The sequence below is a fragment of the Pantoea sp. App145 genome, assembly GCF_047947045.1.
GTDB lineage: Bacteria > Pseudomonadota > Gammaproteobacteria > Enterobacterales > Enterobacteriaceae > Pantoea.
Genome location: NZ_CP133292.1, coordinates 225540 through 244143, shown reverse-complemented (window position 1 = coordinate 244143; position 18604 = coordinate 225540). Strand labels below are relative to the sequence as shown.

At 42.9% G+C, this 18604-nt stretch carries 11 protein-coding genes and 3 pseudogenes; 10 read left to right on the top strand and 4 right to left on the bottom strand.

All coding sequences use genetic code 11. The annotated features are described in order from the left end of the window. The first annotated feature begins 561 nt into the window (after window positions 1-561). On the top strand, window positions 562-762 hold the full coding sequence (locus tag RCF31_RS24015; RefSeq protein ID WP_416414177.1) for a hypothetical protein: 201 nt from the start codon (window positions 562-564) through the stop codon (window positions 760-762). Next, window positions 696-836 carry a hypothetical protein gene (locus RCF31_RS24010; protein ID WP_416414162.1) on the top strand — a complete coding sequence of 47 codons (141 nt, stop codon included), beginning with the start codon at window positions 696-698 and terminating at the stop codon, window positions 834-836. Before RCF31_RS24015 ends, RCF31_RS24010 begins: the two co-directional genes overlap by 67 nt. A gap of 37 nt (window positions 837-873) precedes the next feature. Here the strand turns inward: RCF31_RS24010 and RCF31_RS24005 are convergent. Together RCF31_RS24005 and RCF31_RS24000 are read right to left on the bottom strand one after the other, a co-directional pair. Beyond that, window positions 874-2370: pseudogene (locus RCF31_RS24005) on the bottom strand (IS3 family transposase). A gap of 489 nt (window positions 2371-2859) precedes the next feature. Next, window positions 2860-3688 (bottom strand): annotated as a pseudogene (locus RCF31_RS24000) (integrase core domain-containing protein); the annotation flags it as partial. Between the two features lie 3395 nt (window positions 3689-7083). Here RCF31_RS24000 and RCF31_RS23995 point away from each other — a divergent pair. From RCF31_RS23995 to RCF31_RS23970, 6 genes and pseudogenes are all read left to right on the top strand, one after another. Then, entirely contained in the window at window positions 7084-7992 is a 909-nt protein-coding gene (locus tag RCF31_RS23995; RefSeq protein WP_416413831.1) for a RepB family plasmid replication initiator protein, read from the top strand. Window positions 7993-9483: 1491 nt separating this feature from the next. Beyond that, entirely contained in the window at window positions 9484-10686 is a 1203-nt protein-coding gene (locus RCF31_RS23990; RefSeq protein WP_416414161.1) for an AAA family ATPase, read from the top strand. Between the two features lie 35 nt (window positions 10687-10721). Further along, complete coding sequence (locus RCF31_RS23985; RefSeq protein WP_416414160.1) at window positions 10722-11672, top strand: ParB/RepB/Spo0J family partition protein; 951 nt, start codon at window positions 10722-10724, stop codon at window positions 11670-11672. 1748 nt (window positions 11673-13420) lie between these two features. Beyond that, complete coding sequence (locus tag RCF31_RS23980) at window positions 13421-14116, top strand: CPBP family intramembrane glutamic endopeptidase (protein WP_416413830.1); 696 nt, start codon at window positions 13421-13423, stop codon at window positions 14114-14116. Between the two features lie 213 nt (window positions 14117-14329). Next, entirely contained in the window at window positions 14330-15115 is a 786-nt protein-coding gene (locus RCF31_RS23975) for a MetQ/NlpA family ABC transporter substrate-binding protein (RefSeq protein WP_416413829.1), read from the top strand. Window positions 15116-15208: 93 nt separating this feature from the next. Beyond that, window positions 15209-15340 (top strand): annotated as a pseudogene (locus RCF31_RS23970) (hypothetical protein); the annotation flags it as partial. A gap of 450 nt (window positions 15341-15790) precedes the next feature. On the opposite strand, the gene RCF31_RS23965 reads toward RCF31_RS23970, so the two are convergent. Beyond that, window positions 15791-16111 carry a hypothetical protein gene (locus RCF31_RS23965; RefSeq protein WP_416413828.1) on the bottom strand — a complete coding sequence of 107 codons (321 nt, stop codon included), beginning with the start codon at window positions 16109-16111 and terminating at the stop codon, window positions 15791-15793. Window positions 16112-16793: 682 nt separating this feature from the next. On the opposite strand from RCF31_RS23965, the gene RCF31_RS23960 reads away from it, so the two are divergent. Continuing rightward, on the top strand, window positions 16794-17075 hold the full coding sequence (locus RCF31_RS23960; protein WP_416413827.1) for a transposase: 282 nt from the start codon (window positions 16794-16796) through the stop codon (window positions 17073-17075). A gap of 105 nt (window positions 17076-17180) precedes the next feature. Continuing rightward, the gene (locus tag RCF31_RS23955; RefSeq protein ID WP_416413826.1) at window positions 17181-17741 is read left to right on the top strand and encodes an IS3 family transposase; all 561 of its coding nucleotides are present in this window, start codon (window positions 17181-17183) and stop codon (window positions 17739-17741) included. 252 nt (window positions 17742-17993) lie between these two features. Here the strand turns inward: RCF31_RS23955 and RCF31_RS23950 are convergent, their stop codons facing one another. Continuing rightward, entirely contained in the window at window positions 17994-18245 is a 252-nt protein-coding gene (locus RCF31_RS23950) for a hypothetical protein (protein WP_416413825.1), read from the bottom strand. Between the last annotated feature and the right edge of the window lie 359 nt (window positions 18246-18604).

Here is an 18604-nt window from a genome sequence, read left to right as displayed (position 1 = left end):
CTATATGTAAACAAAAAAACCCTTATTAACGTACATATCTGGTGTCAGGTGTCCGAAAACAATCGTATCCGTACATGTCTTAAATAGTTTTTATTAGTTATTATTACGGAATGGTCTTTCTGTGGTGAGGCTACCAGGGTGAGATGGTGTGTCGGAAAAATATTCCCACTGGACATTATTGTTGTGGTTATTATTTAGTGGTTGATCCATATCCGCACGACCTGGTTTTGCTGAAAGAACGGAACACAGGACGGTAACACTCTCTCACCGTTACCGCACAGGAGCTGAAAGCAGGAAAACTCGCCTATCTATAGAGGGAGGAGATCTGATAATGATGGAGTCTGTCTCATCCGTCCCCATCTGTCGTTCGTCAACAGAATGGCCTCTCGCTGCAGCCAAATCATTAATATGCCCCGATGGGTTTTGAGGCGAAGCAGGTGCCTTAACTGCACGTACCATTATGAAGCCGGGACAGATACGGAATGTTGAGAGGTTTAATGCGTTCTTCATCTTCAGGCGTACAATAGGTTATTTCATTGTCAGCTGAGGGAAAGATTATCCATGTCTGCTGGTGAAATTAACTATTCCAGAAGCACCCGTGCTCCGATGACCATCCATCATTTTTCTCTTCATTCCTCGCGTTATCTGTTGCGGTCGTACACGGTTATGGTGATGCAGTGGGAAAATATGCCGAAATGGCCAGTGCATTTACCCGAACTGGCGCATACGTTTTTGGCCCCGATCTTCCGGGGCATGGCCTGAGTGCCGGGGAAAGTCTGCTGATAGAAGACCTTGAACCTTTGGTGGACAGTATCTGTCAACGCCAAGGTTATTGACCGTTTTGGGGGGCGGACGATTTCCTGGACTGATTAATTATTTGTAACCCAGTATTTGCCGGTACGTTTCCGGACTGACTGCCCCCAATGACAGCTTGATGCGATGGCCATTATACCAGCGGATGTACCCATCCACCTGTTGCATAAAGCCGTCAAATGTCACACCCGACCAGTCCCGGCCATAGTACATCTCGTTTTTCAGCCGCCCGAAAAACCCTTCACATGCGGCATTATCCGGAGAACATCCCTAGCGCGACATTGAGCGTGTCAGCCCCGAGGTAATATACGCTGTAACCAGCCCGGCCACCGGTAATGCCCGCCACGATCGCTGTATATGATCGGGCGTTCGTAGGGTTTAAGCGTACCGACGCGCTTTCCAGCATACTGTTGGCCAGCTCTGCGTCGTGCCGTGTGCCCACCGACCAGCTCACCACCTTGCCGTCGAAGCTGTCCACGACCGGTGACAGCCACACTTTACCTGCGGGCAGCTGGAACTCCGTGATATCCGTCAGCCACTTCTGATTGGGCAACACGGCGGTGAAACCCCGGGCAAGAAGATTGGCAGATGCCGGTCCGATTTCTCCGCAGTACGAGCTGTAACAACGGCGACGGGCTGTGCTGACGAGAAGTTTCTTCTCTGACATCAGCCTGCGCACGACTTTTTCTGAGAGCCTGATACCTTCATGACGTAGCATTGCGTGCAGACGACGATAGCCATAACAGCAGTAGTTGCCGTGGAAGATCTCTGCCAGAGCAATACGTTTACCCGCATGTTTATCACCGGCACGCAGCGTGGCACGTTGGTAAAATAGCTGGGCGGGCCAGGTGGAGGATACTCAGCAGCGCCGGCAGCGGATACGCCTCTCTGAGGGCATCAGCGACCTTCGTTTTTCTCTGTTTGTAAGAACGCTGGCGCTGATGCCCGGCCCTTTTTTATTATTTCATCCGCTTTCTTGAGTATGTCGTGTTCCATCTGCAGCTGCCGGATTTCCTTCAGGAGCTTATCCCGCTCACTTCGCAGTGCGTCGATCTCTTCATCTGCACTGGGTATGCTGCGTTTACGCATGGCGCTGTATGCCTCATCACCGATGAGTTCTTCTTTCCATTTATACAACACCTGACGGCTGACACTTGCGTACTATGCGATATTTCGGGCGGATTCACTGCGGGTACATAGGTCCCTGAAGTCCTGGCACTTTACCTCCGGCCTGAAGGGAGCATGCGGCTTTTGCGTACTGGTAAAAATGCGTTGCTTCTCCTGGTGAATTTCATCTAACCAGCGGATAAGGAGTGCGCTGCAAGGGTATCCCAGCGCTCTGCGGGTATAGGCCATGCAGCAGCCGTGCGTAAGATAATGGTCAACGGCAGCGTGTTTCTGCGCATCAGAGTAGCGTTCTTTACGGGGCAGACAGCTGATGTCACCGCCACTGGCTTCCCATGCCCGGACCCAGCGCCTGAGATTACGTTCGGTGGGGTAGCTCATCTCACGAATGACAGCGGTAATCTTTCTGATGTATTTAAAATAGAGTTCAATCGCACCGACATGCTACTCCGCATTATAGTCTGCTGCATCGCATTGAGCTGTTCGGACGAGGGACTGTGAAGCGGGATTTCACCGCCCGGGAGTCAGATAATGCAGTTTGTCGTGGCATCAGGCAGCGGTTCAGAAGCGGATAAACGATGGACGGTCTGAACAGGTACTAGTGCAGGCAGTGCAAGCGGTTTTGCTTTTCGTCCGCGAGGTTTAGCAATGCTTCCTTTGTTTTTCCAGAGTTGTATCGTTTTAAAAAGCAGGTTGTCATTGAAGTTTTGCTGGCGTGGAAGCGCGGCTACGCTGCCGTTTTCTTCGAGAGTTTTTGAGGGCCATACGTACCAGTCGGGTCCTAAATTCAGGCATGTAATACTGGCACGTTAAGCGTTTATTCTCAGTCATCAGGTGTCCACCTAAATGGAATAAGTAGACACTTAAATTAAAGGGTGATGTGAAATTAACCAGAAAATGTTGGCTGGACACTTACTAACAATTCAGTGCTGAATGAGGACGACACTCGTTATAATACTGCCGTCAGTCTAATGATTTTTCTGACGTGAAGAATATAGCTGAACCAGTGCTCGTTCAGGCATTCATCACGAAAGTGACCATTAAAACTCTCGATAAATCCGTTCTGGGTGAGCTTGCCCGGCTGTATTAAAGGCAGCTCTACGCCGTGCACAAAGTATTCATAACAAAATCCATCGGCCAGGTCAGGTTAGGTACTTCCGGACACAGTAGTGGAAGCCACTAAGTTGCCAGTCCCTTACGATGCCGTCTTCGTTTTACGCCCAAACGGTTAAGATGTTAAATCCGATACGCCCGCTTGTGATTGATGTGAAGGCCTTACCGACGCAGCAGCCTCCACATATGCCGGTAACCAAAGCGGTAGTATTTGAGCACCAGCTCAGTGATGTGCGCTGATAACGTCAATAACTGGACATGGAGCAATATAGCGGCAGGTTGACAGTGGCAGACCTGCCAGCCTGCGGGCACGACATTGTGACGGACCCCTTGCTCATACATGACTTCTATGGTTTCCCGCCTCTGGTCTGTCATCAGAACTTTCGGCCCATAGCCCTACCTGGAACACCTCCTTATCCAACATGGATTTGGTAGGCAGCTTTTTAAGACGCGTGTTCTATTGTTCGAGTGACTAAAAACACTTTACGTCCGGAACTCCCATGCAGCTAAACCTCGTACGCCAAGTGCAGGAGATTGCCGGAAATAGAAAGCTTACAGAATAGCTCCCGGGCAAAAAAACGGTTTCGGCCTCGCGGTGGAAACCGATGATCTGTTCGTCGAAAAAACACTTCGTCATTGGATGTCCTCACGTTGCTGATGAAGACATTACTAACATTGCGGAGTATTAATCAACGGGGAGTAGGTCACAGTACTATTACTTTCGCGTTTTTTTCTCATTCTTATACATGTCGTGGCATCTCGTCGCTGCTGATTAATTCGTTTTTTGTTTAGTACCTGGATATGAAATATATTTGTAGTATGTAAAGAAAGAGACCGTTCATGAGAAGTGTTTTTAAATCTTTTCTGACAACCATCCCCATCTTGAATAATTTGGCGTCTGTCTTTTTTTGTTAAACTATACTCTACGTTGGATATGTTGAATTGAAATTTCACCTTAAAAATATCATGCTAACTTATTGAAAATACAAGCCAAACAGGCATATTTTCATCATGAAAACTCCATCTTACTGCGTTATCAGGCCAGAGCGAGATCTTGTAGATTTGGTGTGCAGTTTAGATTAAAACCTGCTCTGTACTATCCTTTTCTATATTGTTCAAGAAATTATAAATATATTCTACATCGATGATTCTTTAGAGAAAACAAGATAACTAATGTTATTTTTTTATTTGTATTTAGATTAAATGATTGTGTAAATTTTATTAATTTATTGATCAAACCTTCAAACTTACAAAAGTAAATTTTTCCTTCTCGAATTGATTTTTTTCGAGTTGTGTTGTCACCAATTATTCAGGTATAAATAACTAGAATTTCATCCCTCCAGTATCTTCGACAAATGAAATTTAGTTTACGCTTCAAATAAAGCTCACTCAGCAGTTTCATAAAACCTAGTGTTTAATTATTCAAATTAATGGTATTTCACTTTTATGTTTTCATTTACCTTATTTTTATAATATGTTTCGTTAAGATCTCTATCTATCAATTCCCCACCCTCCTTTTTACTTTCGAATAGATATAAATATTTTTAAATGCTAACTACATGCATATATATGTCATAATTTTGGTTCATAAGCAGCAGAGATATGTTGATAAAGAGGATTTTACACCAGTCCAATTCCTTTTAACCTACTGAAAAAAATAGTAAAAATTAAAATTTTCAGCCTGAAAACTCCCATATTCATATCAGATACAAATAGATTAATTTGTAACTACGTTGCATACGATTATCTAACTCTCATCATATATATTTATTTTTGTCTTCATACAAGTATTAATGTTTATTTTATATTTAATTTTCGCAAATATTTTTTATGTCTCGAAAGTGTCAGAACCATAAACAAGTTCTAAGCTTACCAACAGTACAGTCCAAGATTAGATATCTTTAGCAGTAGATGGTTTAATCAAAATATCTGGTAGTTTAACGGTAATTTCAGACATACTGTGGCAAGAAACTTTTGAGTACTATTCTTGAATGTAAATGGTTGGTTTTGCGATTAGGCTTATCTTTCTAAAAATTTCTATTGATTATTTTTTCTCTCCTAGATTAATTTTCACCTTTTTTCTATTGCATACATGTACAACACTGAGTGTAGTTTTAAAATTATCCAGACTCCTTTGCTTAGGTCCGTTGATATCATTCTTATTATGCATAAATTGCTAATCAATATACTATTATTTTCAACATCTTAAATTTTAAAAATCAAGTGCATTAATAATTTATTTATTTTAATACATATTTTTAATCCATGCTTAATGTAACAAGTTCATAAGTAGATTTTTTCCCTATGTAGCCTACCAACTTTTAATAATTCACTATCTTTACATTCAAATGAGAGGATTCAATTTGATTTGGACCCATAATTATTTCATTGCTTTACGTTGCAATAAGTTGGTGACTTGAATTGGTAAGAGGAGGTTATTTCATAGATAAACTAATTTTTATTGTAAAGCATAATTGATTAATTTTTTGGGGTGGCTGATTAACGTATTTATATTGCTTAAACTTGATGGCTTTTTCGGTATTTCAGCTAGTGAGATATTGAGTATTATAATTGATCAATACATCAATAGTTCTTTGGATTTTTTGAAGAAATTCTAATTAAATAAAATAGTATTCGTAATATCATTACTCCGAAAATCTAACTAACTGAACTTCAAGAGAGATGAAACCAGCTCCATCAGAGTTCCCTATACCTTATTGATTTATATGTAATTTTTAAAAATTTTCAGCCTGAAAACACCATATGGAAACTGATTTAGATGAAATAGAAAATGCATAGCTAAAAAGGCAATACTAAAGATTATTTTTAATCCATGAGCCACTTCACTTAAAGTAAACCGTTAATAATAAATAGGCAATCATGATGTTAACCACATGATAGAATAAATACCTTAGATTTAGGATGATTTTTTCACTCTGAAGTACTATTGATCATTTTTATATCTTTTACTGAAAGTCTCCAAGTCGATCTATATTTCAATTTAATAGTGGGATATTAGCTATTGAATCATATTAGCTCATGACCATTTGTATGTTTTACTCAACCATAAAACTGAATAGTGATGATGAAAATTACATTCATCCCTTCATACTTTGCCCCGGTTATTAATAGCAAGCTTTAAAAGTGAAACAGAAAATTTTAATGTTCCAATAATTGTTTAAAAAGATATTACTGTTTCCTTATCGTAGAATTTATATGACCATCTAATAGTTAAATATATGAATCACGGGCTAGGGAGGGCAGGTAAATGACAAGGTAATACTAATATGAGATTTAAAAATAAATTAATGATAAAAAATATTTTTAAATACATACAAAGAAGAGCATGGTGATTTAAATATTGATGAGAGTAATTTTCCTTATAATTACTGAGGGGATAATTCGCTTGTGACATAGTTGTACTAATGTCATTTTGCTACTTTTTTGAGTACAGCAATGTTATCGTATATTTTTTGGTCAAAATTATAATGTTAGATAGACCTTAAATGTGACACTGTCACCTATTTAATGGCAATATATTCAATAAGTTATTATTGTTTAGCTAATCGTTATTTATACGTTGCATCAAAAATAGAGTCTGAATTAGCCATCAGTGCTGGTTGTTTTTTAAACAGACTAAAGTCTTTTGAAGATATTTAACAGAACCAAGTTAACAGTTGGCTGTATTGTATTGACTTATACCCATTATCCACAGGATAGATCTAATGAATTAGATCTTATATTGATCTAATAGGGATCTTATATATGATCTTTATACTGATCTTAAGGATCTAAGCGTAATAAAATTTATATTTATCATGGGTTTAAACCACTTTTTGTTCTTCTAAATATGCAATTTGTTCCTCTAAATATGCGATCTGTTCCGCTGAATATGCAATTTGTTCCTCTAAAAATGCTATGCGTTCCTCTGGATATGTTGTAGTGTTCCTCTGAATATGCAGAAAGCGTTCCTCTGAATATGCAGTGCGACGTTTACCTGTGGATAATTTTGGCAGGGGAAGGTTAAAGAAAATGTCCAAGGATATAAATGACTTAGGTCTTGCTGTCGAGTATGAAAATAAAACCACCGGTGAACTTGAATACATATCATCCACAAGTAACAAATCGATCCAGCCGTTATCGCTGCTGCGCTTGAGTGTATTCAGCCCCGTCGGTTTGATCGAGAAAAAGAGTGTAGGCAATCGCTCGATGGATGCCTCAGAAGAGTTCCGTAACCTCGAAATTGTCAACAAAGAAGGGTACAACAAAGTCACCATTAATGGTCCTAAATTGGATATGGATACAGATTTTCGTACTTGGGTGGCCATCATTTCTGCATTAACCCACACGGAGATGAAAGAGGGTAAGGTGACGTTGCCGTTCACAGAATTTGCACGTCTCTGTGAGTTCAATTCGCGGCAGGTCAATAAGAATCTGAAAGAAAGGATTGCTAAATCACTGCGTAAAATTACACAAACTTCAATCCATGTGTACAAGGAAGATGGTGAAGATATCGTTAGTGCCACCACACACCTTATCAATTTTTCTAAGGTGGATACCGCCAAGAATCAGGTAATCATTGAGTACAATCCAGGCCTCAGAGATCTCTATAACATCGATCTCAAACGTGTGCTCAAGCTCAAGGTATTTCCTGCCATTAAGCGCAATGAGGTTGCGAAGGCCATTTATACCTTCTTAGAAGGGCTTCCAAACGTTCCAAATAAAGTTCAGATTGTCACCTTCGAGCGAATCCAGGAACGTCTTAACATGCGTTCTGAGCCTCGTAAGCAGCTAATGATAGTGAGGAAAGCCATGAAGCTGCTGGAAGAAGTTAAATACCTGACTTATACCGAGGGTTACAAGGTCGTTCAGGGTAAGAAAAAGATTTACTTTACGATCACCTCTCGTGATCCGGATCTTTCTGAGAATAACGAAGTTTAGGCTCACGGGCAGCACTTAAACATTAGTGCTTTGGTATTGAATGTGTGCAATTACCTGTTTTTAATAGGTAAATATATATGTTCCTCTAAATATGCAAGAGAAATTCTTCCCTATTTTTCCATATCTACCGTTAGCGTTCCTCTAAACATGCAGTCAAAAATACTGTTGCTGCTCTCGTGAGCAAGGGCAGGGCGTTCCTCTGAACATGCATTTTTGGTATTCATGCTGTCAGTAGCGTTCCTGTAAACATGCTGGAAGCATGTTATGAATACCCGGAATACGAGGTAATTATCTTCATGCACATGGTTTGAGATGTGATGTTCCTCTAAACATGATAGTGATTAGTTGCCCGGTATTCCTCTAAACATGCACCCCAAACAGTTCCTCTAAACATGCACCCCAAACAGTTCCTCTAAACATGCATCCCAAACTGTTCCTGTAAACATGCACCCCAAACTGTTCCTGTAAACATGCACCCCAAACTGTTCCTGTAAACATGCATCTGTCGTGTTGATACCTTTGCTGTTTGCGTGAAAGAATCGGCGTTCCCGTAAACATGCAAATCAGTTTGGGAATTGATCGTTTATCGAGTGCAAAATGATCAGGCGTTCTTCTAATGATGCTAATGACGCAAGCTGTTCCGCTAAACATGCTAAGCCATATCCGGGGGTGTTCCTCTAAAGATGCTGGGTTTAATCAACAAATGTTCCTCTAAACATGCAAGTGCTCCCTGTATAAGCTGTAACGGAGGTGGAGGACTAGTGTGAGATGATTTTCATCAATAAAATCAGATGTGTTCTTCTAAATATGCATGAGTCGGATAACGATGTTCCTCTAAAGATGACCCAAAAATTTCTAACTTGTTCTTCTAAATATGCTGTTTATCAGACGGTCCCGTTCCTCTAAAAATGCGTTAACGTGTATATGTTCCTTTGAACATGAATAGGCGAGACCATTAGTTGTTCCTGTAAATATGCAGATTAAGTGTTGTCTCGTAGGTTTTCTGGACTATCCATTCAGAACGTTCCTCTGAACATGCAGAAATTCGTAATGAAGGGTTCTGCCTGACCTGATTTTTGTTCCTCTGAACATGCAGAATGATAGGAGGGCGCTGATGTGGTGATCAGAAAGTAATCATTGTGTTCCTCTTCGAATGCAGCTCAGAGATAGAACTCAAAAAGATCTGATCTGGAATGTCGATCATTTGTACGTAGCGTTCCTTTAAATATGCGGATTTAGCAATTTTTTTGGACATCCATGCTGCGGAGATATACCTGAAATCCTGAATTTACTCTAATTAATCAATGGGATGTGAGTATGATGAGAAACTTCGTGATACAGAGATGTATGCAGCCTTATTGGGATAATCTCAGTTTTATGAAATAAATCCAGACGCAAAGGAAAAATCCAATTTTTATGTTTTTTACTGAAAAATTGGCAGATTACAGCTTTTTGTGTACTATGCTAAAAGACATTATTACTGAGGTGCTTATGAAGCGTGATTATGGCGATGTGCTGGAGACAGCGAAGCGAGCGAACAGTATGTTGCAGGGACTGAGTAACCATATTGAACAGCAACGGGTTGAATTTAATCAGACTGGTTATTATCAAACGTATTCGCGAAACGCTGTTGCTAATTTTCCGCTCCTCAGTAAGCACGCTGTAGTCGCTTCCATCAGTGATATGGAGGAAGCTGGCTATCAGTTTGGGAAAAAGCAAACCGGCAGTACCTCACAATATGCGCTCAGCCTGCAGAACGTTATCGATATTTATCACCATCGCAAAGTGCCCAGATATCGTGATAAACACAAAGGTCCCTTTGTCGTGTTCGTGGTCAACCTGAAAGGCGGCGTATCCAAAACTGTCAGCACCGTGACGCTTGCGCACGGTATGCGTGCTCATCCTGCTATGTTACACAATGATCTGAGGATCCTTGTCATCGATCTGGATCCTCAGGCTTCAAGCACGATGTTTTTAAGCCATAAAAACAGCATTGGCTCTAAAGCGGAGACCGCTGCCCAGGCGATGCTGAATGATCTTGGCCGTGAGCAGTTGCATAGTGAGTTTATTCAGCCAACTGTCATGCCTGGTGTGGATGTCATGCCAGCCTCAATTGATGATGGTTTTGTCGCAAGTGACTGGGAGGCTCTGGTACAGGAATATCTGCCTGGTGTTGCACCATCGGAAGTGTTACGCAGAAACGTCATCGATCGACTTGCAGACGATTATGATTTTATCTTCGTCGATACTGGCCCACATCTCGATTCATTTATGCTTAACGCCATTGCTGCCAGCGATATTCTGCTGACGCCTACTCCACCAGCGCAGGTTGATTTTCATTCCACGATGAAGTATCTCACACGTTTACCTGAGATGCTGGAGCGTATTGAAAAGGAAGGTGTCGAGCCGCGATTGAAAGCCAATATTGGTTTTATGTCGAAGATGACGACGAAACATGATCATTTAACCTCTCAGAGCTACGCGCGAGAGGTGTTTACTAAATCTATGCTGGATGCCTCTCTGCCGCGACTTGATGGTTTTGAGCGATGTGGCGAGTCATTTGATACTGTAATCAGCGCCAATCCTATTTCATACCCCGGCAGCGCGGATGCCCTCAGGAAAGCAAAGTATGAAGCAGAGCAATTTTCTCGTGCAGTTTTCGACCGCATTGAATACATCAGGAGCACACTGTGAGTACTCATAAGACGGTACAACGTATCGGCCGCACCATGGGCCAGACTGCAATTGCCAGCTTTATTGACAGCAGCAATACTTCGCGAACTTTCACATTAAAATCGGGCAAAACAGCCACTTTTGCCCGTCAGCTCATTCCGCATGGCGATATAGAGCAGAAAACCTATGTTGACCCACAGGTAAATGGCCGCGATCAGGCTACATTAACGGAAGAATCTGTTAAAGACATCACGCGTACCATTGGTTTGCAGCAATTCTTTCCTGCAATTGGCCGGGTGAAAGATGGGCGCATCGAGATTATGGACGGTTCACGTCGCCGTGCAGCTTGTCTCTTTGCAGAGGCAAGTCTTGAAGTGCTGGTCACTAACGACGAACTGGATATCAGCGATGCACGCCAGCTGGCTGCCGACATTCAGACTGCCAGGGAACACAACCTGCGGGAGCTCGGATTACGCTTTGCCATCATGAATGAAAACGGCATGAGCAAAAGCGACATCGCAAAAGCGGAAGGGATCTCAAACGCTAAAGTTACTCGTGCGTTTCAGGCTGCTTCTGTCCCGGCAGAGCTGATTGCATTATTTCCGGTGGTCTCTGAACTGACTTTGCCTGACTATCAACTGTTGCTTGATGTGACAGATAACGCCAAAGCGGAAAGCGTGGAGATCAGCGACTTGGCTGAGCAGGTTCGCACCATGATGAGTGTAAACCGTAATAACGGGATGACCACGGATGAGCAAAAAACAGAGATACTCAGTTATTTTCGTTCAGCTAAACGCAACCTGGTACCCAAAAAGCCAAAACCGCTCACCACGGAAAAACTGGCTGACTTCGAAGATCGTAACCTGCTGGCACGCCGTAAAGTGAACGCAGAAAAGCGATCTGTCAGCTATGAATTTGTCCGGTTACCCAAGGATGCGGTGGATAAAATTGAAGAGGCGATTAAGCAGGTCCTTGAGAGTGTAAAAGGGGCGACAGTAAGAAATTAACTCCAGACACTTAGTCTTTTGACTGGCTCCTTCGGGAGCCATTATCCCGTTCAGAATAATCCTCACAACGAAGTCAGGTCGTCAATTCAGCGGAACCCGGCTTCAGGGCTCTGCGACACAGAACTTTTCCTGGCAAGATGATGCACAACGTTAATCATTAATTGCTAAAGTAGAGAACCTTCAAATGACGGTCGATCGCTGTCATTACTGAGTTTATTTTTGGGTCAAGTATTGTTGATGTTGAGTTTGTATCAAACAAAAATGTTTTATCACCAATAATTTCCGGGATAGAAATTCTTTCGACATTATCTTTAAATCTATACTCATCTGCGTAATGAAAGTTTTTTTCAGTGTCGCTACTGCCGACCTTTCTTTTAATTATTCTGTCAATTTTATGGTGAGATTAATAAGTGTTTTAAACAGCCCTTCAATGCAATCTACATATTCAAAGAATACGGCAAGACCTTCTCTCTGTCGAGAGGAGTGAGTTATTTTTTAGCTTTATAGCTATGTTGATTATATTCTGATGGTCGGTTATATCTTCTGGTCTCAAACGGGAATAATCTTCTCCTGCAACTACATTCCTGATTTTTGTACATATGGTGGAATAACCATGTTCAGAAAGGTGGCTGGATTTTGGTGGAAAAGAACGGACCGGGGCTGAGTATGACTCCATAAGGGAGCGATATTTATTCTTCATTCGAAGAGTGTCCTGAAAAGACTCGGCTATTTTACCAAAGGCTTTTCCATCGTGGTCCTATCATACAATAAACAGAGCATCTCTTAAAAAAGGAATGAATTATTTCTTCCCTTTTTTGATGATTGTTATATAGTTTATTGATGAAATTATTAAAGGAAAATCACTTATTTTCGGATGTTAAAATACCGAGCATTTTCTCGCCTGCTGCTGCAATAAGTAGCCTCATTGTTTCAGTATTACTATTGATAATGTTCTTTGGTATAATTTCTTTAAAGGTAAATCCGGCCCGCAGGGCATCATACAGATAGCATAGCAATATGTTTCCGGGTTCGTCTTTGCTTATTAATGTCGCTACTCCTTTTTGTATTTTATCAATATGAACTGTTCGATTTTTATCTGTGGGCTGAGTGTCGGGTGTGGTTTCTTTCCTGAGAATAGATAGTTGGCTATTCTGTGACCGAAACCTGATTTCAGATTATCATTTGTGTTTTTTGTAACAGTTATATTTTTTTGGCAGAATAAAATTTGTTGTACTGGGTTGTGATGAAATGGGTGCTAAGAACGTTTGAGATGTAATACCTAGTGTCATTGTTGGCACGATTAGATTGCTGATAAAATTAAGTTGTAATGGAAGAAGTATAAATGCCTAATGATGATAATGAACTGATGTTTAGATAAATTCATACGTATTGTCTGATTATTTATCTGGTAATTATATTTAGCTAACTCGTTCTCCCATACACTGTGTTGATTGTTTTATATTCTTTCGGTGTTCTTATGAGTTGGTTTTGTATTACTGCATTAATCTGTCTTACTTTTTTTTCGCTCAACCAGTTAATTCCGTACCTTTGCAACAGGAGGTGATGCTTTTGGTATTGATCCAATAGCGCTGCAGATCGAAGTCGGTGATACATTAGTTAATGCACCACAAAGTAAGCAAAAATTAAGCGAGTAACAGACGTCTGCCAATGAGGCCAGATGGTCCTTACGGGGTATCCGTATCATCGCTCAGGCGCGAAGTGCTGAGCTACGCTTGGTGTTTCGCAGTATGCAATTACAGCAACTGAACTGGTTCGGTTTATCGAAAGCGGCAAGTGAGTTGTTGTTACCAATCATGGGGGTAGCTGGATTCCATAATTTAAAGATTCTCGATCAGATCCGCGCCGGAACGGTAAGTATGCCGTTCTCGATGTATAACAATTTTGACAAGGCGTTGCTGCCATTTGTGTTGCTGATGGTTTTATTTCCAGGGCAGCATACAGGCCATCCTACATGGCAATGGTTGTTGCCGGTTGCCGCAGTTCCTCTGCTGACCCTTGTGGCAGTTTTCCTGCGGGGATTAAAACCTGATGGCAATGCTCCGGAGCGGTTATTCCAGTTTATCTTTGCGAACATTTTTTTTGTCTCATTGACTGAAGAAACGCTGTTTCGTGGCTATCTGCAACAGCGGCTGTCTGGTTTTATGCCTCCTGTTCTGGCGTTGTATATCTCGGCACTGATTTTTGGCGCTATGCATCAGGCCGGGGGCATGATGCTGATTGTCTTTGCGACTCTTGCCGGTGTTATTTCTGGTCTGGATGTGGAGCGGACGTCTCTAGGTAGCGGTATTTTTTCATGCCAGACTCAATATTGTTCACCTGCTTTTCTGTACTTACCCTGCGGCAGCACATGGGTAACAATACAAAAGATAATTCCCCCGAGGGTTCGATCTGTTGTATTGAGTCATAGAGAAACCAGAATATGATGCACTTATAATTAAGTGCATCTTCGATTCAGCCATTGTTTATTTTATAAATTACATTTCCGGATAAATCATAATGTAATCCCGGATAACTCCGTATACTTACACTATCTATCATCATGGCAGTAAATAATTAATGACCTATATCATTCGGGGATACTTATGCTCACACGACTGACAGATACAAAAAATAAATCAATCCCACATTTATTCGCGATGACAGGCGCTGTCCTGCTGGCAATGGCGTTACTGTCACCGCTGACAACGGTACATGCCGAAGATAAAACCTCAGTTAAAGTCGGTATTATGAGTGGTGAGGACGAAGACGTCTGGCGCGAAGTAGTAAAACAGGCTGCCAGCAAAGGGCTGACGGTAAAAACCGTGGTGTTTAATGATTACAATCAGCCAAATGAAGCACTGCAAAACGGCGAAGTTGATGCCAATGCTTTTCAGCACCAGCCATTCCTCGATAATCAAATAAAGGTCAACCACTACGATATCGTGCGTGTCGGTGATACTGCGGTATGGCCGATTGGCCTCTACTCAAAAAAAGTCAAATCGGTTGCAGAGTTGAAATCGGGTGCGGTGATCGGTGTCCCTAACGATCCGGCTAACGAAGCGCGTGGTCTGAACTTATTACAACAGGAAGGGGTGCTGAAGCTAAAACCGGGCGCAGGCATTTTCGCCACAACGGCGGATATCATCGACAACCCGCGGCATATTCAAGTCAAAGAACTGGATGCGGGTATTATTGGTCGCTCGGTGCCGGATCTGGATGCCGCGATCGTAAATACCGACTGGGCACTGAAAAGCGGCCTGACGAAGCAGGACCGTATCGCGCAGGAAGGGGTAAAAAATAATCCCTATAACAACTTTATTGCCGTAAAAAAAGAGAACGTCAACGAACCCTGGGTGAAAACGCTGGTGGCGTCGTATCAGAATGATGCGGTGAGGAGGGTTTTTGACCGGGTTTATAAAGGGACCGGGATCACCGCCTGGTAAAACAACTGATATGAGGCGAGGTGACTCGCCTCACTGACCGAAGACGTCTTGGGCCTCTGACCACAAGATGAGGGAGAGTGGGGGAAATAAAGGGAAATGATGTTGCGTCATCTGGAGTGGTTCAAAGCCGCAGACCTTATTGTTAAAGGCATGGAAGGTGCCATCGCCAACAAAACCGTGACCTATGACTTCGAACGTCTAATATTAGATTATCGTTTTTCTTAATTTGCGGTGCGCTTTGCATGCCGATAAACCGGGCGGAACATTCCACACGCCAACCTTTACTGGAAAAGGTGCGATCTTGCCGTTCCATGCCTGACCTGCTGCAACAGGTCAGTTAATTACCGTGACATGTCACGGTGGAATTTTTAACTTCAGCTCATGCCAGTCGCGATTAAGCTAGCATGCTTCCTCTATAACACAAACGCATTCCGTTACTGGCAACTGCTCATCGCAGCGTCGACAGTTGCGTTTATGCAGTTTTGCTATCAGCTTCTCCAACTGATCGTTATCTATGCGAATAAGCATGGTGAGATATTCGCTAATGACGTACAAAGACCGGCACAATTTTGGACCAGCATTTCGAGTTCCTGATTGTCGAGTGTTACCTCAATGCTCTTTCCCCCGGCAGCGGCCTGTTTGGCACGCTGCTCGGTTATGCGGATTAAGGATGACCTATCTCTCACTTTTGCCATAATTAAATTCGGGGCGTCGAAAATTCTTATTAAATCCCTTACGGCCTAAGGCTGAAAACTTTCCATTATGGATTGTGTAACCACATACTTTGTTTTCATCTATATAGACAACATTGAATCTTGGGTGGTTACGAGGAATTTTTTCAAGATAAATACCCAGACCTTGCTGTCTCTCACGCATTTTCAGCAATTCCCGGGCTACTTCTTGCCATTCCTCCACGCTAACAGTATGTCTGTCACTCCCCCTTACGGATATATCCATTCTAATCAATTGATTAAGTCTCTCATCACTTATTAACATTCTCCCCCCTTGCTTAAGGTGTATAAAAAAACAATCACTCTAAGTGATCACCTTTGATAGTTAAATAAAGAATAAGTTTCAAATTTTATATATTAAATACCCATATATTTTACATATGGGTAAAAAAATCAGCAATTGTGGGGGGGTTCTATAGCATTCATGCTATTAAATAATATTTTCATTCATGGTATCTCGCATCTCTAAAAGCGTACGAAACTTGGTAATAATGCTACTTAACAACAAGTTATTTAAGGGAAACTTGTTCGTTCAGCATTGATTTTGGTTAAGTCATCCTCATGGATCCGCATCCGGGCTGAATTAGGTAATGGTGTGAGTATCGAGGATGATTGACCCGGCTATAGTGAACATTTTCAGCTTTATTCCACACTTTCCTTATTGACGGCCTGCTTTATGGTGCAGAGTCTAATTTCGATAAATGTCTCTTCATTCATTTCAGTGAATTCCAGAGATTTGGCTACCATTGCTTACGGATAATCAATTGCCAACTTTGCAAGGTATGCAACAAAGTCTGTAACACCTATGTAAGTATCCCGTTAAAACAGACCATTAACTTTTAGGGATCTTCCGTCATAATTATTATGTGTTTTGAGGGGATCACAATGCGTAAAGCCCGATTCACCAAACACCAGATCATTGCCGTTCTGAAATCCGTCAAAGCCAGATGCACCGCCAAGGATGTCTACGCTACTCTGAACAATTTAAGGCTGAAGCACTCAGGTGGCTTATTGAATGCCGTGAATCAGTCCCTGCACTGGCAACAGAGCTGGGTATCACCACTCACAGCCTCTACACATGGTTAAAGAAACACGACAAGAAGGTTCCGGCTAAATCAGTAATCGCTGATAGTGAAATAGTCCGGTTGAAGAGGGCGCTTTTACGGGTTACTGCGGAAAGGGACGCATTAAAAAAGGCATCGGCGTACTTCACTGCCCGGCAAAACTGAAGTACGCCTTCATTCGTGAAAATGCGGACTTCTGGCCTGTTAACATGCTGAATTGATATTCATCCCAGCGGTTATTATGCCTGATTACAGCAACCCAGCTCTTTAGTGGCTACTGATAAGCAAAGGCTTTGGGTGCTCATCAGGCAGCTTTGGTATGGGTCAGGAAGCACATATGGATACCGGCACATTTTTGAGGACCTCAGGGATTTGGGGGAAGTATGTAGCCTGAATTATGTCCGGGCAGCCATGAAAAAATCAGGGAAGAGGGGACACCCGCTACCAACGAGCGGTAATCCCTGCACATGGAGCAGTCGACAGCGCTTATTACTATCCAGAAAAGCCATATTTTTGTCCTCCTTTGCCAAACCTACGCCTGGTTATCGGAACGTCCCGCCTGGAGATGAAATTGATGACTCTGTTCAATTTACGCATCAGGAATGGCGTCATGCATTAAGGTGGAATGGTCCTGCACAGCGGATCACCCGGAGAGGAACTTGTCGCGAGATGCAACTGGTGACGAATTTTTTTGAGTGCTTGCAGGATGGGACAATTAACGGAGCCATATTTGCGACAGAGCAAGAAGCCAGGCAGCAAATCCAGCGCCCTGACGTGGCTGAGCAGCCAGTCGACCAGCGACTGCGTCCAGGTGGCTTCAGCCAGGTGTAGTTTGACGCGCCCATAACGGCCACGAAGATCTGCGCCTGCCGGCATTCGCCGGTTGAGGGGGCGATGATGCTCACCGTCGGACCGCAGTAGTCGATAAAGCATTTTCGCCGGCGATGTGCAGCTGCCGCATGGAGCGCTTCTGCTTCTGACTCCAGGCCTGATAGCGGAAGCAGAACTGTGAGTAGCTGTAGGCCCTGACGGTATCCGCTGACCGTACTCCCCCCACAGCAGGTGTCGGGTGATACCTTTATGCTACAGCTCCATATGCACGGTGGACCAGTCGGGATCTTCGGGTGCGCCGGGCTGGCTGTCAGATTCGGGGTAAAGGCGTGCCAGCTGTGCGTCAGACATGCCTTCCGGCAGCGGCCAGGGCATCGCAGCCTCCGTGAGCCGCCTGAGCATTTTCTGGATAGCACCGGTACTGACGTCAACGCACTGGCTTATCTGGCGGAAAGAGAGTCCGACGTCAAAACGCAGTCTTAAAATTTCACGGATTTTATGCATTGTTAACCTCTGATTAGGCCTCTCTCTCTCCTGAAGGGGGAAAAGAGAGATATAGCAGGAAAAAACAAGGCGTTAAGAAGGATCCCGGGGAACGTGAACGGTGATTCTGGCGTCATGAACAGTGATTCTGGTCATGGGGCAGAATTGTGGCACTTTGAGCCAGAAATCGCGTTCACGATAAATCAGAATCAGCGTTCACGTTCCGCCAGAATGGGTGTCCACGATGAGCCAGAATACGCATTGGGGGCGTTTACGTCCGTTATGAGCTGTGAGTTCAACCGATGGATGCAACACACTGATCAAACTGCTCTGTGGTCATCCGTAGTTTAGCGTTTTACCCGGCCTCTTGTTCAGCTTAT

Excerpts from the sequence above, each read along its gene's own strand:
- RCF31_RS23965 (WP_416413828.1), bottom strand. The coding sequence starts at position 16,111 with ATGTTAATAAGTGATGAGAGACTTAATCAATTGATTAGAATGGATATA.
- RCF31_RS23975 (WP_416413829.1), top strand. The coding sequence starts at position 14,330 with ATGACAGGCGCTGTCCTGCTGGCAATGGCGTTACTGTCACCGCTGACA.
- RCF31_RS24010 (WP_416414162.1), top strand. The coding sequence starts at position 696 with ATGGCCAGTGCATTTACCCGAACTGGCGCATACGTTTTTGGCCCCGAT.
- RCF31_RS23960 (WP_416413827.1), top strand. The coding sequence starts at position 16,794 with ATGCACCGCCAAGGATGTCTACGCTACTCTGAACAATTTAAGGCTGAA.
- RCF31_RS23950 (WP_416413825.1), bottom strand. The coding sequence starts at position 18,245 with ATGCATAAAATCCGTGAAATTTTAAGACTGCGTTTTGACGTCGGACTC.
- RCF31_RS23990 (WP_416414161.1), top strand. The coding sequence starts at position 9,484 with ATGAAGCGTGATTATGGCGATGTGCTGGAGACAGCGAAGCGAGCGAAC.
- RCF31_RS23985 (WP_416414160.1), top strand. The coding sequence starts at position 10,722 with ATGGGCCAGACTGCAATTGCCAGCTTTATTGACAGCAGCAATACTTCG.
- RCF31_RS23980 (WP_416413830.1), top strand. The coding sequence starts at position 13,421 with ATGCAATTACAGCAACTGAACTGGTTCGGTTTATCGAAAGCGGCAAGT.
- RCF31_RS24015 (WP_416414177.1), top strand. The coding sequence starts at position 562 with ATGTCTGCTGGTGAAATTAACTATTCCAGAAGCACCCGTGCTCCGATG.
- RCF31_RS23995 (WP_416413831.1), top strand. The coding sequence starts at position 7,084 with ATGTCCAAGGATATAAATGACTTAGGTCTTGCTGTCGAGTATGAAAAT.